The 22,237-nt window shown below is 69.1% G+C and carries 17 protein-coding genes; 10 read left to right on the forward strand and 7 right to left on the reverse strand.

The genetic code is table 11. The features are described from left to right. Positions 1 to 191 precede the first annotated feature (191 nt). The gene (locus tag FJV41_RS11410; RefSeq protein WP_181790563.1) at positions 192 to 5,138 is read left to right on the forward strand and encodes a tetratricopeptide repeat protein; all 4,947 of its coding nucleotides are present in this window, start codon (positions 192 to 194) and stop codon (positions 5,136 to 5,138) included. Between the two features lie 13 nt (positions 5,139 to 5,151). Here the strand turns inward: FJV41_RS11410 and FJV41_RS11415 are convergent, their stop codons facing one another. The 3 genes from FJV41_RS11415 to FJV41_RS11425 all read right to left on the reverse strand — a co-directional run bounded on the left by FJV41_RS11415 (position 5,152) and on the right by FJV41_RS11425 (position 6,832). Beyond that, positions 5,152 to 5,580 (reverse strand): DUF4326 domain-containing protein, encoded by a 429-nt coding sequence (locus FJV41_RS11415; protein ID WP_246137153.1) that lies wholly within the window; start codon positions 5,578 to 5,580, stop codon positions 5,152 to 5,154. Between the two features lie 11 nt (positions 5,581 to 5,591). Next, a complete protein-coding gene (locus FJV41_RS11420; RefSeq protein ID WP_141642476.1) occupies positions 5,592 to 5,873 on the reverse strand; it encodes a hypothetical protein in 282 nt (93 codons plus the stop codon). Positions 5,874 to 6,061: 188 nt separating this feature from the next. Next, positions 6,062 to 6,832 (reverse strand): class I SAM-dependent methyltransferase, encoded by a 771-nt coding sequence (locus FJV41_RS11425; RefSeq protein ID WP_246137149.1) that lies wholly within the window; start codon positions 6,830 to 6,832, stop codon positions 6,062 to 6,064. 134 nt (positions 6,833 to 6,966) lie between these two features. Here FJV41_RS11425 and FJV41_RS11430 point away from each other — a divergent pair, with 134 nt between their 5' ends. Next, the gene (locus tag FJV41_RS11430; protein ID WP_141642477.1) at positions 6,967 to 7,281 is read left to right on the forward strand and encodes a hypothetical protein; all 315 of its coding nucleotides are present in this window, start codon (positions 6,967 to 6,969) and stop codon (positions 7,279 to 7,281) included. Positions 7,282 to 7,408: 127 nt separating this feature from the next. Here the strand turns inward: FJV41_RS11430 and FJV41_RS11435 are convergent, their stop codons facing one another. Continuing rightward, complete coding sequence (locus FJV41_RS11435; protein WP_141642478.1) at positions 7,409 to 8,938, reverse strand: Fic family protein; 1,530 nt, start codon at positions 8,936 to 8,938, stop codon at positions 7,409 to 7,411. A gap of 313 nt (positions 8,939 to 9,251) precedes the next feature. Then, complete coding sequence (locus FJV41_RS11440) at positions 9,252 to 9,815, reverse strand: DJ-1/PfpI family protein (protein WP_141642479.1); 564 nt, start codon at positions 9,813 to 9,815, stop codon at positions 9,252 to 9,254. A gap of 88 nt (positions 9,816 to 9,903) precedes the next feature. Here FJV41_RS11440 and FJV41_RS11445 point away from each other — a divergent pair, with 88 nt between their 5' ends. The 6 genes from FJV41_RS11445 to FJV41_RS11470 all read left to right on the forward strand — a co-directional run bounded on the left by FJV41_RS11445 (position 9,904) and on the right by FJV41_RS11470 (position 16,412). Continuing rightward, on the forward strand, positions 9,904 to 10,623 hold the full coding sequence (locus FJV41_RS11445; RefSeq protein ID WP_174456133.1) for a FadR/GntR family transcriptional regulator: 720 nt from the start codon (positions 9,904 to 9,906) through the stop codon (positions 10,621 to 10,623). Positions 10,624 to 10,797: 174 nt separating this feature from the next. Continuing rightward, on the forward strand, positions 10,798 to 12,180 hold the full coding sequence (locus FJV41_RS11450) for an FAD-binding oxidoreductase (RefSeq protein ID WP_141642481.1): 1,383 nt from the start codon (positions 10,798 to 10,800) through the stop codon (positions 12,178 to 12,180). A 196-nt stretch (positions 12,181 to 12,376) separates the two neighbouring features. Continuing rightward, positions 12,377 to 12,772, forward strand: coding sequence for a YciI family protein (locus tag FJV41_RS11455; RefSeq protein WP_141642482.1), 396 nt, complete (start codon positions 12,377 to 12,379; stop codon positions 12,770 to 12,772). Next, positions 12,772 to 14,031, forward strand: a complete 1,260-nt coding sequence (locus FJV41_RS11460) for an RNA polymerase sigma factor (protein ID WP_141642483.1) — start codon at positions 12,772 to 12,774, stop codon at positions 14,029 to 14,031. Before FJV41_RS11455 ends, FJV41_RS11460 begins: the two co-directional genes overlap by 1 nt. Before the next feature lie 164 nt (positions 14,032 to 14,195). Further along, complete coding sequence (locus FJV41_RS11465) at positions 14,196 to 14,837, forward strand: peptidoglycan-binding domain-containing protein (RefSeq protein ID WP_174456137.1); 642 nt, start codon at positions 14,196 to 14,198, stop codon at positions 14,835 to 14,837. A 3-nt stretch (positions 14,838 to 14,840) separates the two neighbouring features. Next, entirely contained in the window at positions 14,841 to 16,412 is a 1,572-nt protein-coding gene (locus tag FJV41_RS11470) for a hypothetical protein (RefSeq protein WP_141642485.1), read from the forward strand. Between the two features lie 33 nt (positions 16,413 to 16,445). On the opposite strand, the gene FJV41_RS11475 is transcribed toward FJV41_RS11470, so the two are convergent. Both FJV41_RS11475 and FJV41_RS11480 read right to left on the reverse strand, forming a co-directional pair. Then, a complete protein-coding gene (locus FJV41_RS11475) occupies positions 16,446 to 17,276 on the reverse strand; it encodes an alpha/beta hydrolase (protein ID WP_141642486.1) in 831 nt (276 codons plus the stop codon). Positions 17,277 to 17,423: 147 nt separating this feature from the next. Then, a complete protein-coding gene (locus FJV41_RS11480) occupies positions 17,424 to 19,001 on the reverse strand; it encodes a serine hydrolase domain-containing protein (RefSeq protein WP_141642487.1) in 1,578 nt (525 codons plus the stop codon). Positions 19,002 to 19,268: 267 nt separating this feature from the next. Between FJV41_RS11480 and FJV41_RS11485 the strand changes: the two genes are divergently transcribed. Then, complete coding sequence (locus FJV41_RS11485) at positions 19,269 to 21,488, forward strand: phosphodiester glycosidase family protein (RefSeq protein WP_141642488.1); 2,220 nt, start codon at positions 19,269 to 19,271, stop codon at positions 21,486 to 21,488. Between the two features lie 123 nt (positions 21,489 to 21,611). Beyond that, complete coding sequence (locus FJV41_RS11490; protein ID WP_141642489.1) at positions 21,612 to 22,232, forward strand: hypothetical protein; 621 nt, start codon at positions 21,612 to 21,614, stop codon at positions 22,230 to 22,232. The last annotated feature ends 5 nt before the right edge of the window (positions 22,233 to 22,237 follow it).

A 22,237-nucleotide genomic window follows, 5' to 3' on the forward strand; every position in this document is an offset into this window, starting at 1 on the left:
TCCGACAGGTCAGGCCATGCCCGCCGCCATGACGGACAGGGCTAGGATGTCGAGGGCGCTGGGAGGGTTGGGAGGTCGCTGTCAGGCGGTCATCCTCGCGGCGTCCTGACCCGCCGATGCGCCCTGATCCATCTCTGTCCTCCGTCCTCTCGCCGGCCCCTCTCTTCCTCTCGAATCCGCCCATCGAGTCCGTGACGCCCGACCTGTATGCGCGGGTGCGGGACCTCTACGAGCAGGGCCTCTATGTCCAGGCGTACCGGCTGACCGAAGCGGGCGTGCCCCTGGAGCAGTGGACGGGGCCTCGGGCGCGGGTGCTGGCGGGGCGACTGCTGCACCAACTCGGCGCCTCGCGCGCGGCCTGTCTCCAGTGGACGCGCGCCTTCCGCGAGTCGCCGAATCACGCGGAGGCCCGCTACTACTTCTCGGCGCTGCTCGCGCGCCGCAAGGGCCCACTGGCCGTGCTGGACTTCCTGGAGGGCGCGGTGGACCTGGAGTCCGCTTCGCTGGAGCAGCGCGCGGATCTGCTGCTCGCCCGCGCGGAGGCGCTCGTCGTCCTGCGCGACTTCGAGGACGCCGAGCGCTGGGTGAAGGAAGCGCTCACCCTCGTCCCTGAACATCCCTGGGTCCACGTGGTGCGCGCGTCGCTCCTGGAGGAACAGGACCGGCGTGAAGAGGCGCTCGAGGCGGTGCGGTATTCGCTCTCGCTGCACCCCTTCTATCGCCCGGCCGTGCACTCGGCGGGGAGCCTCCTCACCCACCTGGGGCAGGACGCGGAGGCGCTGGAGCTGCTGTCGACGGCGTCACAGCGGCTGGAGTGCTCGGCGGTGTCGGGACAGCTCGCGCGGCTCCAGGAGGAGCTGGGCCTGTACGACGACGCCTGGGCGAGCTGGGAGCGGGCGCTGCTGCTGGCACCGAGGCTGGAGTCGAAGAACTTCTCGATGCTGATGTCCATGTGCTCGGACACGGCCTACCTGCGCGGGGATGTGCAGCGGGCCATCGACCTGGCCCAACTGAGTGGCTCTCCCTTCCACGCCCAGGTGGCGGAGCGGATGGCGGCGAGCACGGAGGGCCGTCGGCGGCTGTTGCCCGTGCGCTTCGTGCGGCAGCACCACAAGACGTGTGCGCCCGCGACGCTGGCCTCGGTGGCGGCGCTGTGGGACGTGCCGGTGGAGCACCTGCAGGTGGCGGAGTCCATCTGCTACGACGGGACGCCCGCGTACCAGGAGCGCCACTGGGCGGCGACCACGGGCTGGCACGTGCGCGAGTTCCGCGTCACCTGGGACAGCGCCCGCGCGCTCCTGGACCAGGGCATCGCCTTCACGCTCACCACGCAGGAGCCGGGCAACAGCCACCTGCAGGCCGTGGTGGGCTACGACGAGCGCCGGGGCACGCTGCTGGTGAGAGACCCGTCCACGCGCCACCTCGTCGAGTTCGACACGGAGAAGGCGCTGGCGCACTACGCCTCCTGCGGTCCGCGCGGCATGGCGCTGGTGCCCGTGGCGCAGACCGCGCGGCTGGACGCGGTGGAGCTGCCGGAGGCCTCGCTGTACGACGCGCTCCACCAGATGGACGCGGCGCTGGTGGCGAATGACCGGACGGCGGCGACGGGCGTGCTGGAGTCGATGGAGCGCGACGCGCCCGGGCACCGGCTGACGTGGCAGGCGAAGCGCGCGCTGGCCGGCTACGACGACAGCACGCTGGACGCGCTGGCGGCGCTGAGCGGGCTGCGCGAGGCGTACCCCGACAACCTCAACTACCTGATGTCGTGGCTGGGCTGTCTGAACGAACTGGGCCGCCGCGAGGAGCTGCTTGGCGTGCTGCGCGAGCGCGCTCGGGAGAAGAAGGCGCACCCCATCCTGTGGCACGCGCTGGCGGCCGAGCTGATGACGGACGCGCGCGAGGAGGCCGAGGCGGAGCGACTGCTGGCTCGCACCCTGCGCATGCACCCCACCTTCGCGCCCACGTATCGCTCGCTGGCGCAGTTGCGTGACTCCCAGCTCCGTCGGGACCAGGCGCTGCGGCTGTACCGCGCGGCGGCGTGCCTGGAGAAGCTGAGTGAAGGGTATGCCTGGAGCTATTTCGTGGCGGCCCAGGCGCGAGGAGAGACGGCGCGCGCGCTGGACTTCGTGACGGACCGCTTCCAGCGCTTCGGTGCGCGCAACGCCGCGCCCGCGCGCACGTTGTGCCGCGCGCTGGAGGAGCTGAGCCGGCCGCTGGAGGCGCTCGAGTTGCTGGAGCAGGCGTGCTCGCTGCGGCCCGAGGATGGAGAGCTGGCCCTCTTCGCCGCGGAGATGCACTCGCGCCTGGGCAACGAGGAGGCGGCGTCGCGTCACCTGCGCTCGGCGGAGGGCCGGGTGCGGGACGTGGCGTGGCACCGTGCCGCCGCCATCCTGTCGTCCGCGCGCGGAGAGCTCGCGGTGTCGCTGGGGCATTGGGAGCAGGTGCTCGCACGCGAGCCGCTGCCCTCGGATGCGCACCGGGAGCGGGTGCGGTTGCTCACCGACCTGGGCCGTGCTCCGGAGGCGAAGGCGCACCTGGATGCGGTGTGCGCGCGCTTCCCTCTTCACGCGGGCCTGCTGCAACTGCGCGTCGCGTGGACTCGGGAGCACGCGCCGTCGGCGGCCTTCGATGCACTGGAGGCCTTCCTGTCCGCGCACCCGGAGGACGCGTGGGCCCGGCGCGAGCGCGCGTCGATGTTGTCGGACCAGGGACGCCGCGAGGAGGCGCTGGAGGAGCTGGTGCGCGCGGAGGCGCTGGAGCCGCGCCACCCGTCGCTGCACTACTGCCGAGGACAGATTCTGGAGGCGTGTGGACGCAACGCCGAGGCGGAGGTCGCCTACCGCGAGTCCCTGAGGATTCAACCCTCCCGGCCCGGGATGCACGCGCTGATGGCACTGGCGACGACGCCCGAGGCGCGGCGAGCCTCGCTGACCTTCGTGCGCGAGTCGCTGGAGGGCATGGCGCAGCTCGATGACTCGGTGCTGGCCTTCGAGAAGGTGGCGGGCGACGTGCTGTCGATGGAGGAGCTGGGGGCCTGTCTGGAGGGCCTGCTCCAGCGCCACCCCGACTGCTGGGAGGCGTGGGTGGCGCGACTGCGTCAGTTGCTGCGCGCGCGGGAGCTGGACGAGGCGGCGCGCGTGGCGGATCAGGCCACCACGCGCTTCGCGATGCTGGCGCCGGTGTGGCTGGAGCGCGCGTTGGTCCACCGGGCACGCGAGGACGACGCGGGCGAGCGTGAGGCGCTGGAGGCGGCATGTCGGCACTCGCCGGGCTGGACACGTCCGGCGTGTGAGCTGTCGGAGCTGCTGGAGCGCGTGGGCGAGGTGGCCCAGGCGCGCGAGGTGCTGGAACGCGTGGGCCGCGAGAATCCGCGTGATGGCATGACGCGGGGGTTCCTGGCGGACCTGCTGTGGCGCTCGGAGGAGCATGACCTGGCGCTGGAGCGCCTCTTCGAATCGCTGCGGTTGGACCCGACGTACGGGTGGGGCTGGGCGCGGCTGCAGGAGTGGTCGGAGGAACTGGAGCGGCAGGCGGACGCGGTGGCCTTCGCGCGGGAGCTCTGCGAGGGCCCCCTGCCGGACCCCATGGCGCGGCTGGCGCTCGCGGAGCTGCTGGAGGAAGCAGGGGAGGCCACGCGCGAGGAGCGATTGGCGCTGCTGGACGGAGCGCTGGAGTCCTTCCCTCGCATGGATGACGCGCACGACGCGCGAGCACGGATGCTCGTCGAGGCGGGGCGACTGGACGATGCGCTGGCGGCCTGCGCTCCGGCGGCCTACGGCGGAGAGCCTCCCTTGGCGCTGCGTGGCCGGGCCGCGTGGGTGCTCTTCGAGAAGGGCGCGCAGCGTGACGCGGTGACGGCGATGGAGGCCGTGCTCGCGGAGGCGCCTCGCTACGGCTGGGGCTGGCAGACGCTGGGCGAGTGGGCTCAGTCGCTCGAGGACGACGCCCTCCTCACGAAGGCGCGGGAGGCCCTGGTGGAGCTGGGCCCCGAGGACCCGGTGGCGCACGCGCGGCTGGCCGACGTGCGCGCGAAGGCGGGCGATTTGAAGAGCGCCATCGCCGGGTGGGAGCGCGCGCTGGAGCTGGCGCCGGACTACGCCTATGCCGCGACGCACCTCTTCGACGCGCGACTGGAGCAGGGCCAGCTGGACGAGGCGGCGCGGGCGCTGGAGGCGGCGCGGGGACATGCCCCGGAAGTGTTGGTGGCCGCGCGTGAGGTGCGGCTGGCCTGTGCCCGGGGCGACGCGAAGGCGGCCGCGCGCCATGTGGAGCAGACGTTGGCGGTGGTGGGGGACAGCACCTGGGCGATGGAGCGCTGCACGGAGGCCATGCGCTCACGAGGCTGGGACTCGGTGATGGAGCGCGCGGTGGACGCGGCGATGGCGGCGAGTGGAGGCGAGACCTCGGAGGTGCTCGCGCGAGCCTGGAGTCTCCAGCACGCCGAGCGGACGTGGACCTGGAGGGCGTGGGGAAGACTGCACGCACTGGCCTCGGAGAGCGCCGTGGGCGTCGAGGCCCTGGCGGTGTACGTGGAGCGACTGGGTGAGCTGGGGCGCACCGTCCTGCTGGCGCTGTTCGTCTTCCTGTACGCGACCCCGCTGCGCTCGCATTCGCGCACCTGGGGCGCCGTGGGTTATGCGCTGATGAAGCAGCAGCGCAGGGGGCGGGCGTGGCGTTGGTTGCGCGACTGGCGCGAGCAGCCCGCCGACGAGCTGCGTCCCTGGATGATGATGAACGTGCTGGTGGCCTGCTACGAGCATGGACGCCGCGAGGACGCCGAGGCGGCACTGGCTTTGGGATTGGCGCTGCCGGAGGAGCCCACGAGCGGGCACATGAAGGTGTGGCATGCCTTCTTCACGTCGCTGCGGGATGACCCCGAAGCCTTGTTGGACACGGCGCTGCTGGATGTGACGCATGTGCCCACGGATGGCCTGCTCAAGCTCGCCCTCGGGCTGGCCAGGACGGTGCAAGCCGCGCGGAAGTCGGGGGCCCGCGCCGCGCGCGCTGCGTTGGCCGCGGCGGAGCAGGGCATGGAGGGCTTCCACTCGCATCCGTTGGCGCGCAGGGCGCATCGCGACGCGGTGGCCCGGTTGCGCGCGGTGGTGGGCTGGCGCGCGTGGCTGCGCTCTTTGTTCTGAGTGCCGCTGGCGGTCAGCGCCGCGAGTCCAGCCAGGACACCAGCACGTCGGCGTGACAGGGGCCGGGCTTGCACCAGCAACCCAGCCGTTGGCCCCGCAGCGCGAGCACGTCCTCGCGCCAGGCGGCGTCGTGACGGGTGCGCAAGTCCAGGTACCAGCGGAAGGACTCGAAGGCGTCCACGTCCGGGCCCATGCGACGCAGGGCCTCTTCGCGGACCTGCTGCTGCTCGGTCTCCGGCAGCGCGCCGAGCCAGGGGACGAAGTACTTCTTCAGCATGGCGCCCGGAGTGCCGACGCCTCCGGGTTTGAACGGGTTGCCGAAACGACCGGGCACGGGGTTGGTGGGGCTCGGCTTCGCCCACGCGCGGAAGGCCCGGCCCACGTACACGTCACAGCCTTCGTGCACATGGACCGCCGTGGTGCGCGCCCCGGTCATCGGCATCACCTTCAGGGCTACTTCTTGCGCTTCTTGCCGGACGCGGGGACGGCGGCGGGGGCGGCGGCCGCGGCCTGCTCGGCGGCGACCTTCAGCTCGTCGCGCTCCTTCGACACGTTGGCCAGCTCACCCTCCAGCTCGCCGACCTTTGTCTTGAGCGCCTCGTTCTCCGCGCTCAGCGTCTCCTTGTCCTTGCGCAGCACGTTCACTTCGACTTTCGCGCGGTTCAGCTCGCGCGAACCACCGCATCCGACGAGGGGAACCACCGCCAGCATCGCCACGGCCATCCATGCCTTCATGTGAGTCTGCTCCTCTGTGCCCCGGGCCCGAGGGCCTGGGGACTTGATTCATTCGGTGAGGGGAAGGGGCCGGAGGAGCCCACCCGTCCCACCGGCATCGAGCCGGCGAGCCTAGGCATGGAGCCGTCACGAGCGGAAGCCACCGTTGCGTCGGATGCGCTCGCGCCAGGGGAGGGAGTGTTTGCATCTCAAAGCGCGGCGCCGGGCCCCGCAGTGCCAGCTCCTTGGACTTCGTGAATCCACACGGACTCGAGGCCCCAGGTGAAGAGGGCGCGGTGGTGGGAGAGGACGGTGAAGCCCTTGGCCTCCACGGGGCGGGTGACGGTGAGGATGCGGGTGCCGGGGCGGCAGGCGAGCAGGCGGGTGACGAGCCGGGCCCGGGTGTCTGGAGCGAAGGCCGTCCAGTTGATGAAGACGTGGGTGGCGTCGCCGAGCGAAAGGTCTGTCTGGGTGGCGTCCGCCTGCCGCAGCACCGCGCCGGTTCTGGCCAGGGGCCCCGAGGCGAGCGCGACGTGTTGTTCGAGCAGTTCGAGCCCCAGGGCCTCCGCGCCCAGCCAGCGCGCGGCGAGCAGGGCCCGCCCGCGTCCCGCGCCCAGGTCCACCAGCCGGGAGCCCTTCGTCAGCCCGGCCTTCCGGAAGAGCGACAGCGCGGTGTGCACGGGCGTCTCGCCGTACATCAGCTCGTGGAAGTCCTGGTGGCTCGCGCGCAGGACGCGGATCAACTCGAAGGAACGACGCGGGCGGTAGGGCGAGACGAGCACCTCGCGCAGCCACAGTCGCAGCCAGGCGAGCAGGAGCCGGGGGCGCCACGCGAGCACGAGAAAATCCCCCAGCCGGTTCACCCCTTCCAGGCCCAGGCTCCAGACGCGGATGACGAGGAGTCGGGGGAGGGAGATGTGGAGGTCGTCGTCGGATGACGAATCTCGCCGCGCGGGCGGGCTGGGTGAGTCCTCGGCCATGGCTGGGGCGGGCGAGGGTAGCACTCGTGAGAGCAAGGCTGTGCCGAGGTGCCCCGCGACTTTTCGCGGGGACCCGGGTTCGTACCTCCAGACCCGATGAGCCGGCCTGCCCGGCCTGACGCTGGAGATGAGCCATGAAGCGGAACGTGTGGACCGTGGGGACGCTGGTGCTGGGGTTGTTGTTGGCGCTGCCCGCGAGCGCGGCGAAGGCGGACCGTCGGCAGGTGCGTCAGCAGGCGCGCATCGTCCAGGGCGTGAAGAGTGGAGAGCTCACGGGCCGCGAGGCGGTGCGGCTCCAGTCTCAGCACCGCGAGCTCCGGCGGGACATCCATCAGGCGCGAGCGGATGACGGACGCCTCGATGCGCGTGAGCGCGCGGGCATCCGGCGCGAGCAGAACCAGCTCAACCGCCGCATCCACCGCCAGAAGCATGACGGACAGTCGCGTTAGGCGTGCCGAGCGGGCGGAGTGAAGTGGCGCAGGCGCTCTGAGTTCCGACGGAGAAACAGAGATGGTGGGGTGAACGCCGTGGTCTCTCGGAAGAGGGGCCACGGCGTCGTGCCGTGTGGACGGCGGATCAGGTCGCGGGGGCCTTGGGGCGAGGCACCAGGTACTTCTGGACGACCTTTTCCAGCGCGTGGATTTCTTTGTCGGTCAGGTTGATGAAGTACTTGGTGCGTTTCTGTTTGGACAAGCGACCTCCATTCTGGAGGCAGAACTGGACGAAGCGGTTGCGCAGCGTGTCTGGCAGCTCGACGACGCCGTCGAGTTTCGGGCGGGCCTCTCGGTAGCGGACGACGAAGTCCAGCTCGTCGCGGAACTCCGTGCGGATGGTTTCTTCCGTCCAGCGGTAGAGGTCCTCCGCCATGCGCGTGAAGTCGACGTAGCGATAGAAGCCGCTCGTCTTGCCCTTCACCGTCAGGAGTCCCTTCTCGTCCACCTCATAGTCGATGAGCTTCATCAGCGGCTTGGAGAAGGACTCGAGGCAAGCGTCGTACTGGTCCTTCCGCTGCAACATGACCGCGGAGATGGGGAAGATGAGCCCCTGGGGGGTGAACCCGGCCCTGGAGAGGATGTAGTGGATGAGCAGCCTGTGGAGCCGTCCGTTGCCATCCTCGAAGGGATGGATGAAGACGAAGCCAAAGGAGATGGCGGCCGCATGAACGATGGGGTCCACGCTGGAAGCCATCATGCGGTCCAATGAGGACAGCAATCCCGCCATCAAGCGAGGGAGCATCTTGCGCTGTGGCGAAATGAAATGGACACGTTGACGGAGTCCCACGCCAACGGACTCGCCCACATAGTTTTGTGCTTCGCGGTAACCCTTCTCCTTGAAGCGGTCTTCCACGATGACATTCTGCATGTGGACCAGAGCGGCCTCGTTCAGGGAGTCCAGGGCGGGAAGTTCACGCAAGAGGGAGACGAACCGCGCGGCACGCTGCTGGCTGGGAGTCTCCCGTTCGATGTTGAAAGAGGAGCGGGTTTCCTTGGCGTAGAGGTAGTCGACGGCGCGGCGGAGGGCATCTTCGTCGTAGGACTCCACGATTCGAGCCGCCTCGTTCGCGAGCTGCTTCGCCTCGAACTCCTGGAGGGAGGGCGTACGGCGCACCATGGGACAAAAATCCACATTGCCCAGAAGGTTGTCGCGCACGCGATGGCGCTGGCTGTTGATGGGCGTCGCTGTGTAGTAGCGCTTCGGGTCGAGCAACTCGACATAGTTGCCTGTGGTCACGTCCTCGAGTGGAAGCCGACGTCCCGTGAGGAACTCATAGAGAAACCAGAGCCGACGGGTGTTCTGACCGGTGGGGCGTGCCTGGATGTGGCGGGACAGCTCGTCCTCGAAGGGTCCCTGTTTCACCGCGCGGAACAACGCGGCGAGCACCTCCAGGGAGATGCCTTCGTGCTTGAGCGCGAACTCCAGATGATCACAAAGCGCCGGACCCGGGTCGTACGAACTCGGGTAGGTGACGAACTCGCGCCCGTCGCTGCTCCGCACATGCTTGACCGAGCCCACGCAGGCCGAGAGCTGATGGGGAGGCACGACGCCGAGGCCATGATCCTCGATGGCTTTCGCGTATCCGATGGGGATGCCTCTGCTCAGGTACATGGGGTCCCCCTTCAAGTACGGGTAGGACAAGCACGTGTAGGACTAGGACCTGCCTTTGCAGTGAACTGCGGGCGCACCGTGCTCTGAAGAATCGATAGACCGGGCACTGTCCCCTATGAACTTGTTAGAAGATTGCGGAAATCGTTAGAAAACGCCCCCTCGCCCCAAAAATCATTACAAAAGTGAGGCCGATGGGAGAGCCGCCGGGCTGAAAGGCCCCTGCTTGGCTCCCTGCCCCGCAAACGAAGAAGGCCCCCACGTGGGAGGCCTCCAAGTGCCAGCGGACTGGCTGCTTCCCTTCAGCGACGGCGGCTCAGGCCGCGGGCGCCTTGGCGCGCAGAATCTTCATGAACTCGCGCATCCAGGCCGGATGGTCCGGCCAGGCGCGGGCGGAGACCATGTTCCCGTCGACGACGGCGGCGGAGTCGATGAACTCCGCGCCGGCGTCCCGCACGTCGAGCTTCAGTGCGGGGTACGCGGCGCTCTTGCGGCCCTTGAGGACGCCGGCCGCGGTGAGCAGCAGCGGGCCGTGGCAGATGTGGGCAACGGGTTGGTTCTTGTCGAAGAAGTGCCGGACGATGCGCTGACAATCGGCGTCGTTGCGGATGTACTCGGGGGCTCGGCCGCCGGGGATGACGAGCGCGACATAGTCGGCCGGCTTCACCTCGGAGAAGGCCAGGTCCGCCTGCCACGTGTAGCCGGGCTTCTCCGTGTACGTGTCGAAGCCGTCCACGAAGTCGTGCACCACGAACTGGAGCTTCTTCTTCGACGGGGCCGCGAGGTGGACCTCGTAACCCTCCTCCAGCAGTCGCTGGTACGGGTACATCACCTCCAGGGACTCCGCCGCGTCGCCTGCGAGCATCAGGACCTTGGCCATGGGTGTCACCTCCATTGGGGTCTCAACGAACGACCGCTCCATCGTCTCCGCTGGTCTGACCATCAGTCAATCAGGTAGTCTGTCCGTCATGGTTTCCGGACGGACGTTCCAGGCGGTGGTTCGTAACCCCTTGTATCTCCAGGTGGCGGAGCGGATTCGGGAGGCCATCCTCAGTGGAGGGATGCCGCCTGGGGACGCGCTGCCCCCGGAGCGGGAGCTGGCGGAGCAGTTCGGGGTGAGCCGGGCCTCGGTGCGCGAGGCGCTCCGGGCGCTCCAGGCGCAGGGGTTGGTGGTGGGGCGGGGGAAGGCGCTGGTGGCGCGGGCGGCGAGCGGCCTGCTGAGCGAGGCGCTGACGCATGTGGTGCGGCTGCGGCTGGCGTCACTGGAGGACCTGGTCGACCTGCGGTGTGTGCTGGAGGCGGCGGCGCTGGAGCGGGCGGCGCGGCGGGCGGACCGGACGCACCTGGAGGCCGCGAGAGCGGCGCTGGAGGAGATGCGGCGGCCGGGTGTCACCGCGGAGTCCTTTCATGAGGCCGACGTGCGCTTCCACGTGGAGCTGGTGGCGGCGTCGGGCAATCGGGCCATGCACCTGGTGATGCTCGCGCTGCGCGACGCGATGGCGAGGCACCTGCTCGACGCGTTGGGGACGGAGGGACCGGGAGTGCTCCAGCGGCTCGCGGATGAGCACGCGACGATGCTCGACGCGGTGGAGCGAGGTGACGCGGCGGGCGCGGCGGCGCTGCTGCGCGAGCACATCGTGGGGTTCTACCGAGCGTCCGTCTCGGTGCCGGCGGAGGCCGCGCGATGAGCGGCCAGGGCGCGTGTGACTTCACGCCCACGCGCAAGGAGGTTGCCCCATGAGGACCAGAGGGAAGGCAACCTCGCTGCGTCAGTCAACTCATCGCCGTGAGGGCAGCCTCATGAGTGCCGGGATTGCCTCGCGAGGACGCGCGCTCACGTCGCCGCGGCAGGAGGTTGCTCCATGACGACCGATGGGAACGGAGCGTTGCTGCGAGAGCTGGCGGCGGTGCTTCCCGCGGAGGCGCTCGTCACGGACGCGGACGTACTCGACGCGCACCGGAGGGACCAGGCCGAGTGGGCCCCCGCGGGCCTGCCCCAGGTCCTCGTGCGCGCGACGTGCACGGAGGACGTGCGCGCGGTGCTGCGCATCGCCTCGGCACGTCGAGTCCCCGTGGTGCCTCGGGGCGCGGGCTCGGGGCTGTCTGGCGGAGCGAACGCGCTCGACGGGTGCATCGTCCTGTCGTTGATGCGGATGAACCGCGTGCTGGAGGTCGACGCGAAGGGGATGCTCGCCGTCGTGCAGCCCGGCGTGCTGAACGCGGAGGTGAAGGCCGCCGCCGCCGCGCACGGGCTCTGGTACTCACCGGACCCGGCGAGCTGGGAGTTCTCCAGTCTGGGCGGCAACCTCGCCACCAACGCGGGCGGACTGTGCTGCGTGAAGTACGGCGTGACGGGGGACGCGGTGCTCGGACTCGAGGTCGTCCTCGCGGATGGCTCCGTGGTGCGCACGGGCGGGCGCACGGTGAAGAACGTCGCGGGCTATGACCTGACGCGCCTGTTCGTCGGCTCGGAAGGCACGCTGGGCGTCATCACCGAGGCGACGCTCAAGCTGCGCCCCAAGCCGCCCAAGGCGACGACGCTGGTGGCCACCTTCCCCACGCTCGCGGGCGCGGGTGCGGCCGTCACGGACATCATGGCGCGCACGCGTCCGTCGATGCTGGAGCTGATGGACCAGGCCACGTGCCGCGCCGTGGAGGCCTACAAACCCCTGGGCCTGGACGTGGACGCGGCGGCGTTCCTCCTCGCGCGCTCGGACGCGGGCGGCGAGCAGGGCGTGGCGGAAATCGAGGCCATGGCGAGCTGCTGCGAGGCCACCGGGGCGACCTTCGTCATGCACACCTCGGATGAAGCCGAGGGGGAGCTGCTCCTCACCGCGCGCCGCCTCGCGTACCCGGCGCTGGAGCGGCAGGGCGCCACGCTGCTGGATGACGTGGGCGTGCCGCTGTCGCGAATCCCAGAGCTGTTCGCCGCCGTCGAGCGCATCGCCGCCGACCGGGGTGTCCTCGTCGGCACCTTCGGTCACGCGGGGGATGGGAACATGCACCCCACCGTCGTCTTCGACCGCCAGGACGCGGCGGCGCTGGAGCGGGCGCGCGGGGCGTTCGACGACATCCTCGGCGCGGCGCTCGATTTGGGCGGCACCATCACCGGCGAGCACGGAGTGGGCGCGCTGAAGCAGCCCTTCCTGGGCCGGCAGTTGGGGGAAGAGGGGCTGAGGCTGCACCGCCGCATCAAGGGGGCGATGGATCCACTGGGCATCCTCAACCCCGGCAAGGTGCTCTGAATCCCACGCCTCGCGCGGCGCGTGGGCCTTCGACGCGCCGCGCATTTCCCGTGGAATCGCGCGCGGTTGTTCGCCGACCTGGGAGGTCGGTCGAATATCGTCATCGACGATGTCGAGACCTCGCTCCTGGCTCCGACATCTCGATGAACGCGCCCCAATGGAGGGGCGCGGTGCCAAGAGAAAGAGGGAGCCACCCATGAAGTACATGCTCATGATGAACACCCCGACCGGTGGGGCGTACCAGGTCGCCAGCTGGCCGCAGAAGGACCTCCAGGCGCACATCGCGTTCATGAAGGGCTTCGCGAAGAAGCTCGGCGCCTCGGGCGAGCTTCTAGGCGCCGAGGGCCTCGCTGGACCCGACCAGGCGAAGAGCGTGCGGGCCGGGGCGGACGGCAAGCCCATCACCGATGGCGTGTTCCCGGAGTCGAAGGAGTTCCTCGCGGGCTACTGGATTGTCGAGGTGGAGAACCCCGAGCGCGCCTATGCCATCGCCGCCGAGGCCTCCGCCGCGCCCGGACCTGGTGGCAAGCCGCTCAACCTGTCGATTGAAGTGCGGCAGGTGATGAGCGGTCCCCCTCCCGACATGGAGTGATGGTGGTCGCGGAACTCGTCCACATCGAGCACCTGCTGCGCGAGCATGCACCGCGGGTGTTGGGCGCGGTCATCCGGCGGTTTCGAGATTTCGGAGCCTCGGAGGACGCGGTCCAGGAAGCGCTGCTCGCGGCGGCCCTGCAGTGGCCGCGCGAGGGCGTGCCGGACGACCCGCGCGCGTGGCTGATTCAGGTCGCCTCGCGGCGCATCACAGACCATGTGCGCGCGGAGGCGGCCCGTCGCCACCGCGAGGAGCTGGTCGTCAGCCTGGTGCCGCCGGAGCTGCAACTCGTGTTGTCGCTGGACAGCGACGAGGCGCTGGGGCGGGACGATGCGCTCGTGTTGCTGTTCATGTGCTGTCACCCGGCGCTGTCGACGACGTCCGCGATTGCGCTGACGTTGCGCGCGGTGGGCGGCTTGACGACGGCCGAAATCGCCAAGGCGTTCCTCGTCCCTGAATCGACGATGGCGCAGCGAATCAGCCGCGCCAAGCAGGCCATCAAGAGCTCAGGGGTGCCATTCCAGAAGCCCACGCCGGAAGAGACCGCGCAGCGATTGGGCACGGTGCTGCACGTGCTCTACCTCATCTTCAACGAGGGCTACACGGCGACGTCCGGTCCGGAATTGCACCGCACGGACCTGTCGGGCGAGGCGATTCGCCTGACGCGGTTGTTGCACACGCTGCTGCCCGAGGACGGCGAGGTGGCGGGGCTCCTGGCGTTGATGCTGCTCACGGACGCGCGCCGGAAGGCGAGGACGGGGGCGGCGGGGGAGCTGATTCCGCTCGACGTGCAGGACCGGACGCTGTGGGACGCGAGGATGATTACGGAGGGAATCGCGCTCATCTCCGCGACGCTGTCGAAGGGCTCGCTGGGGATGTACCAGGTGCAGGCGGCCATCGCGGCCGTGCATGACGAGGCGGCGCGCGCGGAGGACACGGACTGGCCGCAAGTGCTGGCGCTCTACGGCGTGTTGATGTGCCTGTCCGACAACCCGGTGGTGGCGCTCAACCACGCCATCGCGACGGCGATGGTGCTGGGGCCGGAGGCGGGGTTGGTGCTGGTGAAGGGGCTGGATGAGGAAGGGCGGCTGGAGGGGAGCCATCGGCTCGATGCGGTCCGCGCGCACCTGCTGGAGCGAGCGGGGAAGCACGAGGCGGCGGTGGAGCACTACCGGAAGGCCGCGGCGCGCACCACGAGTCTGCCGGAGCGGAACTATCTGCTGACACAGGCGGCGAGGCTGAGCGACGCGAGGAAGTAGCGCGCGACGGACACTCTGGCGCGGCGCGGCGAACCCGTGGCTGCCGAGTGGAAGGAAGGGGAAGCCGCTATGCCCTGAGGTGCATGCCGCGAAATGCGGAGCCTCGACTAGCGTTCCTGGACGGTGAGGGAGTTGGGGCTCTTTCATCGACGAGGGGGAAGACCATGTCCACCACCCATGTCATTCGACGTGGCGAGTGCATGTTGCTGGTCGCACGGCGCTACGGAATCCTGGACTACCGGCAGGTCTACGAGCATCCGGCCAATGCGGAGCTGCGTCGCAAGCGGCCCAATCCGAGTGTGCTCTATCCCGGGGACACGGTGTTCATCCCGGAGCCGCGCCCCTCGTTGATGCCGCTCTGTGAAGGGTTGCCGCGCTCTCTCACTGTCAATGCGAGTGCCCGCTATCTGCGGCTCGAGTTGCGAGACGACGTGGGCGCACCGCTCGCGAGCAGACCCTATCTGTTGTTGTTCGGTCCCCGGGTGGTGGAGGGGGAGACGGACGGAAACGGCCTCCTGGTGCAGCGCGTTCCGCTCAGCGCGAGTCGTGCCGAGCTGGAGTGTGAGGACCAGTGGTGGGAGCTGGAGCTGGGCACGCTGCGTCCCATGCACGACGTGCCGGATGACGGTGTCGCGGGGGCGGAGGCCCGGCTCATCAACCTGGGGTACGCGCTGGCGCCGACGGGGCGGATGACGCTGGAGCTGCGCAGCGCGCTTCGAGCCTTCCAGCACCGCAATGGCCTGGCCGTCACGGGTCGGTTGGACGCGGAGACGTCGACAAGGCTCGAAGCGTTGCACGGGAGCTGAGGCATGACGGCGAAGGCGGCGAAGAGGCGGGGCGGGGCGGAAGCGGAATCTCCGAAGAAGGTCGCGGTGGCGACGGCGCCGGAGCGAGAGGCGCACCACGCGACGCTGAGAGAAGCGCAGTGTACGGACTGCGCGGTGGGACTGCTGCGGCAGTACGTGAGTGCGAGCCTGCGCAGGCAGGGGAAGGCGGACCCGGGGAACCGACGGTTCCACTTGAAGGGTGACGAGGCGCTGGAGTTCTCGCGGACGACGCCCCTCGCGCTTCAGCTCGTGGGACTGCGTCGGGAGCGCGGCGTGGCCCCGGGGTTCGAGGACCTGCTGCTCGTGCTCTATGACCCGGCGCTGCTCGTGGAGGCGGAGCGGCCCCTGCTCGATGCGGAGGGCTTGCGCGAGGCGAACCTGGAGGACACGCAGGCGTATGTGGACGCGGTGCTGGAGGACCGCGTGCACGCGCCACCGAGGGACTGGCCATTTCCGGGCGTGAATGTGTCCTGTCCGAAGTGCAAGCACTGGCGCGTGGCGATGTTCCCCCTCACCACGGAGACGGGCCACTCACCGGAGGAGGCCGCGCGGGGAACGAAGTCCCTTCACCTGAGCGCGATAGCGCCGGGGCTCTACAACGCGCACTTCCGAGTCGCACAGCACGAGGAGCGAGCGGAGTCCTCTCCCGCACCGGGACGCTCTGACGACGCGCCTCCCGAGAAGAAGAGCCAGTCCAACCGGGTCGCGCTGCATGAGGAAGATGCGGCGTCGCCCGTGCTGCGGCTCTCCGAGGACGCGATACCCGTGAGAAGGCGTCACCTCATCGCTGAGTTGTTGAAGTCCGCGCAGGCGGCACACGACCGGGAAACGGACGAGGTGATTCGGGCGGGCTTCCTCGAGAAGGACACCGCGACGAGGAAGTCTCAGGCGGGGCCCGTGCTGAACGATGCGGACGTGTCGGTGACGGAGCCCCAGGCACGGACCGATGCCGCGCGAGTGGCCGAGCACCGGAAGGGCCAGGCGGTGTCAGTCTTCGAGGCGTTCAAGGCGAGGCTCGAAGCACAGGAACGGTGTCTCCGTTTGGAAGATGCAAACGGGACGGAGACGCAGGACTTCACGGCACAAGGCAACGCGCTGGCTCATCTGGAGGTCGTGGAGGACGAGACGGCTCCGATGAAGTCGGGCCTGTGGTGCGTCTTCAAGACACCCCCGTCGTCTCCGCCAAGGACACTGCGGCTGACGGCGGAGTCCGTACTCGTCACGCTCGGCACGACGAGCGGCGCGGGCTTCCATCCACCCGGAGTCGGAGGGTCGGGCGTCGAGTCCCGTCAGGTGTTCCGCTCACCCGAGGACTTCAAGACCTTCCTCCGGATGGCGGTGCTGTCGAAGCGAGCGCTCTGTCCCGCGCGCCAGTCGACCTGCACCGGGTCTCGAGGATGCTCGACTCGAATCCAGGACCTGGAGCCCTGTGACTTCGGAGCCTGTGGCTTCAGGTTCGACTACGTGCTGGCCGAGACGACTCGCGCGAACATGGAGGCGCTCGTGTCCCGACTGGGTGGCCCGGACTGGGACACGCTCTTCGCGTCGTCCTGAGCCTCCCCAGTTCCGCGATATCGAAACAACGACTCAGCTCCGGACGGTGGCGTGCTCGGTGGCCCAGTTGAGGGCGAGGTCCGCGACGGCCTCCCAGCCCGGCTGCGCCACGGTGTAGTGCGAGCGGCCCTTGAGCTCCACGTACTCCGTCACCGCCTTCGACTTCGCGTAGCGCTTCACGTTCTCCCGCTGGATTTTCGCCGGGAGGATGATGTCCGAGTCACCCGAGAGGAACAGCAGCGGCGCGCGCTCGTCGTTCTTCAGATTCACGGTGACTTCGGAGTGCGGCGTCAGGTTGGCGAGGGCGCCCTGGAACAGCGCGCGGCCCGAGCCCGGCACGTACTGTGTGCGGTACACCTCGTCCGACTCCTCCTGCGTCAGCGTGTTGGTGAAGGCGTAGTGGAACTGCTCGGGCGTCATCGGCGCGGGACGATTCACATTGGCCGGGTTGAGCAGCGTGGACGCGGTCGACTTGATGGTGGTGAACGGCAGCGTGTAGACGCCCTTCACCGGCGCGGAGTGGATGGCGACGCCCGCGGCGCCCACGCCCCTGTCCAGCAGCATCTGTACGAAGGCGCCGCCGTACGAGTGGCCCATGAGGATGGGCGGGGTGGGCAGCGCGCGGATGATGCGCTCGTAGTGGTCGACAATCTGCTTCACGCGCAGGTTCTCCAGCGGCGTCGGGTCCTTCTGGAGCGCCTCCACGCCGACCTCCAGGCCGGGCCACGACGGGGCGATGACGCGGTAGCCGGCCTTCGTGAAGCGGTCAATCCAGCCCTGCCAGCTCCTGGGCGTCATCCACATGCCGTGGACGAGGACGATGGTGTCGGGCTGGGTCTGGGTCTTCTGGACGGTGGCGCTCATGGCGTACTCCCTCTTGGTTTCACCGCGTCTGCCGCGGTGTGCGTTGCTGACAAGAGGAACAGTAGAGACCTGGGCGTCCGCGAAAAATGGGGCGCCGGGCAGAGGACTGTTTCCACGCGGGAAACAATCCTCCCCAGGGGAGACCCGCTACTTCGAGGCCGCGCCGAGCTTCTCCAGCATCATCACGGCGTTGTTGTTCTTGGGGTCCAACTCCAGCGACTTCTTGTAGCGGAAGATGGCCTCGTCCTTCCGCCCGGCCTCGGCGTAGCCCTCACCCAGGCTGTCGTGGGCGTTGGAGTCCTGCGGGTAGAGCTCGACGTTGGCCTCGAACATCTTCACGGCGTCGGGGACCTTGCCCGAGCGCAGGAGCGAGTAGGCGATGTCGTTGAGGACGGCGGGGGACAGTTGCTTGTCCTCGGGTGTGGCGGCGCTCTTGCGGGCCTTGAACCAGGTGATGGCGGCATCGGCGCCCTTCAATCGCGTCAGCAGGTCCACCGTGGTGAAGGCATTGTCGGGAGCGAGCGTGTAGCCCTTCCAGCCGTACTCGGCCATGACGCTCGCGATGATGGGCTCGAAGAGGCGTGAGCCCGCATCCGAGTTGGTCATGATGGCCACGCCGCTGCCCGACTCGAAGGCCATGAGGAAGCAGCGGTAGCCCTCGTTCGAGCCGCCATGGCCGAACCAGTCCTGGTCCGAAGGACGCTCGAAGCCGATGCCGAACCTCTCTGACTGGCGGGTGAGCATCTGCTTCGCCATCGCCTGGGACACCACGCGGCGGGACTGCCCCTTCGTCGCCTTGGACATCTCCAGCGCGACGCGGGCGAGGTCCGACGGCGTCGTCCACAATCCGGCGGGGGCCATCTCCGGGTAGACATGCCAACGGCCCTCGACGCTCTTGCCCCCGGAGTACGTGCCGCTGGCCGCCATGGACGCCAGGTGCTTGGGCAGCGGCTGCTCGTAGGTGCTGTGCTTCATGCCGAGCGGCGCGAGCACGGTCTCCTTCATGATTTGGGGGAAGGGCTTCTTGAGCTGATCCACCAGCATCTGCTGGACGATGGTGGTACCGCCGCCGCTGTAGCGCGTCAGCGTGCCGGGCACGGTGTCCACGCGCACGGCGGACGTGTTCGCGGGCTTCTCGCCATCGAGCACCTGCTGGGTCGTGGGCACGGGCCCGGTGACGGAGTAGCCGGGGAAGCCGCTCACCGTCGTCCCCGCGCTGTGCGAGAGCAGCCGGCGCAGCGTCACCTTCTGCTCCTTGGTGAACTCGTTGTCGGGCAGCTTCCAGGAGATGAGCGTGTCGTTGATGTCCGCGTCGAGCGACCACTTGCGCTTCTCTGCGTGGTGCATCGCGGCGAGCGCCGCCACGGGCTTGCTGATGGACGCGGCCTGGAAGAGCGTGTCGACGGTGACGGCGTCGGTGCCGCCCACCTGCTTCACTCCGTACCCCTTGGCCCAGATGAGCGAGCCCTGGTCGAACACGGCGATGCTCACGCCAGGGATGCCATACAGCTCCATCCACTGAGGCAGCGAGAGCTGACGTGGCGCCTCGCCGGGGAGGGTTACCGCGGGCAGGCCCTGCTCCACGCGAGCGATGCGGGCGGCCTCGGTGGGGCGGGCCAGCCACTGCGTCGCGGGCTTGCGGGTGTCCGCGGCGGTGAGGAGGCCCAGGGCCGTGAGGCCCGAGAGGGCCACGGTGAGGAGACGGGATGAAGGTCTTGGGTTCATGGAAGGGGTTCCTGGAGGGACTCGCGTGAAATGCCGCGTCACACGAACCCTACGCGGTTCCCCCGGGTCGCTTGCGCTCGCCTGCTCATGAGGCGTTTCACGACCCGCTGGAAACCCCCGAGCGGCCACCCACCAATGTCCTGCGGCAACCCCTGGAGGTGTCGAGCGGGGAACAGACGCGCTGGGTTCAGCGTGCGCTGGGAAACCCCGAAATCACCGAATCGAAAATGAGGAGACGGGCTTCGACTTTCCGAAAGGAAGTGACGCATGGGGGGCACGGCGGCGATTCGAGGTGGCTCACCGACGACGTCGTCGACGGGGACCGCCGAGGCGGATGCGGCCCGGCGTGCGGAAGAGGCTCGGCGTCGCGCGGAGGCGGCGAGGAAGGCGGCGGAGGCCGCGCGTCGTGCCGCCGAGGAGTCACGTCGTGCCGCGGAGGCCGCGCGTCGCGCGCAGGAGAAGTCGCGAGCGGAGGCGGCGAAGGCGAAGTCCCAGGCCGAGGCGCCGGGGCAGACTCCGACAGAGGCGAAGGACTCCAGGAAGGAGGCCGTGGAGGCGCAGCGGGCGGAGAAGCTCGCCGCGCAGCGGACGGCTCGGGCCGAGGAGTCGCAGCGGGCCGCGGAGGAGCATGCCGCGCGCTCCGCCCAGCGTGCGCAGGGCGCGATGCGTGAGGCGAACACGCAGGCCAGTGTCCAGGGCCTGCCGCCTCCGTATGACGCGCAGCGCCTCTCGGGCGCCACGTCCAATCCGGTGCGGAGCAGTGTGTCGAGCTTCGAGGACGCCTCGCGCAACGTGCTGCGCGACAAGCTGCTGGGCCATGTGCCGGCGCCTCCGGGGAACTCGGAGGCGTCGTCGCTGCTCACGGAGGATGCGAAGGACGGCAAGGTCAACTGCCTGGATACGGCGGCGGACTGGGTGGACAAGGCGTCGCCGGAGTTGCTCGCGCGCTCGGAGATGGTCTTCCTGAAGGACCAGCGGCCGGGGACGGAGGGCCAGACGGGGCACGTGGTGGTGCGCCAGGGCGAGCAGGTGTTGGACCCGACGACGAACCAGTCGTACGAGTCGCTGGACGCGTACAAGAAGGCGCAGTCGCAATACACGGAGGCGGGGACGGTGTCGGCGACGGATGCGAAGCGCATCTTCGACACGCCGCCCGGCTCACCCGAGCGCGCCGCGGAGTTGGACAAGGCGAAGCTGTCTCCCGAACTCCAGTCGATGATGGTCGCGGACGTGAGCACGCCGGAGAAGGAGGCGTGGGACCGCTACGACGCGCACGTGAAGAAGGGCCTGGACTTGAGGGACGTCCCAGGGGGCCTGCGCCAGGAGCTTCGCGCCGAACACACCGCGACGACGCAGCGGCTGAAGGACGAGGCGAACAAGTCGTCTGTCGACCGACTGCGGCAGGAGTTGAGCGCCACGCCGGAGGGCCAGAAGGCGCTCGCGGACCTGGATGCGCGCGGTGTCCAGGTGAACGTGGTGGACGACGCGTCCTATCCGGAGCTGCCGGGAGAGAAGACGGACGGCTACGCGTTGCCGGGCAACGGGGACATCACGTTGCGCCGCTCGGCGGCCACGTCGGACGTGTTGCTGCGCGAGGCCCAGAACTCGGCGCGGACGCAGGAGCTGAGGCTTCCGACGACGGAGGCGGACGGGAAGCGGCTGTCCGCGGCGGTGACGGAGCGCATCAACGCGAACCCGAGACAGCCGGTGGAGTTCGAGGCCGATGGCCTCCACGTGGTGGCGATGAAGAACGCCACGCCATCCGTTGTCGAGCATGGGGGCAGCATCGTCGACAACGTGTTGGGGAGCTGGGCGAGGCCGGAGGCGGCGAAGCCCTTCTCCAAGCTGGCGCAGGAGGAGGGGCGTCAGCCAGGCAGCGACACCATCATCAACACCAGCTTCTATGGCGTCCCTTTCTCCGGGAGCAGTCCGGTGGGGAAGGTGATTGAGAACGGGAAGGTGCTGGGGGGTGAGTCGTCACCGGACCGGTTCTATGCGGCGTGGACGTCGAGTGGCCTGAAGTTCGGGCAGGGAGATCCGCCGGCGGATTCGAAGGTGGCGTTTGGTGGGGCGGTGCCGCTCATCATCAACAACACGCCGTATGGGGACGGGAATCAGTACAAGCCCGGGACGTCCTCGGCGGCGCCGCTCACGGGAGACCCGGGGGCTTATGCGTCCGACCTGACGCAGCGGAACAACGAGGGCTTCAAGGACCAGAACGAGCGGGGTGCGAACAGTGGAAAGGTCGTCGTCGGTTACGACCGGGACACGGGCACCACGTATGTCGTCGCGCAGGACGACGGGTCGAAGCCGGGCAAGACGCTCGCGGAGATTCGCGACTCGCTGGTGAAGCTGGGGGTGGATGACGCGGTGTCGTTCGACGGCTCGGACTCGGCCACGCTGGTTCGGGATGACCAGGTGAAGGTGGACCCTGGTGGCGTGAAGGACAGGACCATCCCCTACGGGCTCAAGCTGAGCCTGCCGTGACGCGGGGGACGGGGACCCGGATGTGTGTCGGGCCCCGGAAAAGTAATTCCCGATGTAACCGTGTGGGCGCTTCTGGCGAAGAAGGGGTGTCTGTCCCTCATCGCACTTGGAAGGAAGTGACCCGTGAATTCGCTGACCAAGGTGGATGGCCGTTCGACGATGCGCCAGCAGGGCCCGAAGGCGGATGACGCGCAGCGCGCGGATGATGCGCGCAAGAAGGCGGAGGCGGAGGTTCGGGCGGCGAAGGCGGCGAAGGAGGCGGAGAAGAACGCGCGCAAGCAGGCCGAGGCCGCGGAGAAGGCGCTCGACGAGGCTTCGAAGAGGCGGGTGGAGGCGGAGATGAAGGCGAATGCGCCGGGGCAGACGCCGAAGCAGCAGGAGTCCTCGGCGAAGGCGCTCGCGGAGGCGCAGGCGGACGAGCAGACCGCCCTGGTGAAGCTGGCCAACGCGCAGAAGAAGCTCGAGTCCGCTTCCGCGAAGGCGTCCGAGTCCGCGCGTCGCGCGGATGAGGCGAAGAAGAAGGCGAACGACGCGGCGGAGCGGGCGGGGCAGCCTCGGCCATTTGGCAAGGAGCAGCCCAAGGCCAACGAGAAGTCGCAGTCGACCTTCGAGGACGGGCAGCGCCAGCCGGACATGGAGAAGATGATGGGCCGGACGCAGTCCGCGAACAGCATGGAGCCGGCGTTCTCCTCGAACATGCCGATGATGAAGCCCTCGGAGATGATGCAGTCGATGAGCGTCTGAGCGCG

The sequence above is a fragment of the Myxococcus llanfairpwllgwyngyllgogerychwyrndrobwllllantysiliogogogochensis genome (assembly GCF_006636215.1).
Lineage (GTDB): Bacteria > Myxococcota > Myxococcia > Myxococcales > Myxococcaceae > Myxococcus > Myxococcus llanfairpwllgwyngyllgogerychwyrndrobwllllantysiliogogogochensis.

Bases quoted from the DNA above. Each gene is read 5' to 3' on its own strand.
- FJV41_RS11455 (WP_141642482.1), top strand. From the start codon at position 12,377: ATGAAGTACATGCTCATGATGAACACCCCGACCGGTGGGGCGTACCAG.
- FJV41_RS11475 (WP_141642486.1), bottom strand. From the start codon at position 17,276: ATGAGCGCCACCGTCCAGAAGACCCAGACCCAGCCCGACACCATCGTC.
- FJV41_RS11425 (WP_246137149.1), bottom strand. From the start codon at position 6,832: ATGGCCGAGGACTCACCCAGCCCGCCCGCGCGGCGAGATTCGTCATCC.
- FJV41_RS11440 (WP_141642479.1), bottom strand. From the start codon at position 9,815: ATGGCCAAGGTCCTGATGCTCGCAGGCGACGCGGCGGAGTCCCTGGAG.
- FJV41_RS11450 (WP_141642481.1), top strand. From the start codon at position 10,798: ATGACGACCGATGGGAACGGAGCGTTGCTGCGAGAGCTGGCGGCGGTG.
- FJV41_RS11420 (WP_141642476.1), bottom strand. From the start codon at position 5,873: ATGAAGGCATGGATGGCCGTGGCGATGCTGGCGGTGGTTCCCCTCGTC.
- FJV41_RS11415 (WP_246137153.1), bottom strand. From the start codon at position 5,580: ATGCCGATGACCGGGGCGCGCACCACGGCGGTCCATGTGCACGAAGGC.
- FJV41_RS11460 (WP_141642483.1), top strand. From the start codon at position 12,772: ATGGTGGTCGCGGAACTCGTCCACATCGAGCACCTGCTGCGCGAGCAT.
- FJV41_RS11430 (WP_141642477.1), top strand. From the start codon at position 6,967: ATGAAGCGGAACGTGTGGACCGTGGGGACGCTGGTGCTGGGGTTGTTG.
- FJV41_RS11480 (WP_141642487.1), bottom strand. From the start codon at position 19,001: ATGAACCCAAGACCTTCATCCCGTCTCCTCACCGTGGCCCTCTCGGGC.
- FJV41_RS11465 (WP_174456137.1), top strand. From the start codon at position 14,196: ATGTCCACCACCCATGTCATTCGACGTGGCGAGTGCATGTTGCTGGTC.
- FJV41_RS11485 (WP_141642488.1), top strand. From the start codon at position 19,269: ATGGGGGGCACGGCGGCGATTCGAGGTGGCTCACCGACGACGTCGTCG.
- FJV41_RS11470 (WP_141642485.1), top strand. From the start codon at position 14,841: ATGACGGCGAAGGCGGCGAAGAGGCGGGGCGGGGCGGAAGCGGAATCT.
- FJV41_RS11445 (WP_174456133.1), top strand. From the start codon at position 9,904: ATGGTTTCCGGACGGACGTTCCAGGCGGTGGTTCGTAACCCCTTGTAT.
- FJV41_RS11435 (WP_141642478.1), bottom strand. From the start codon at position 8,938: ATGTACCTGAGCAGAGGCATCCCCATCGGATACGCGAAAGCCATCGAG.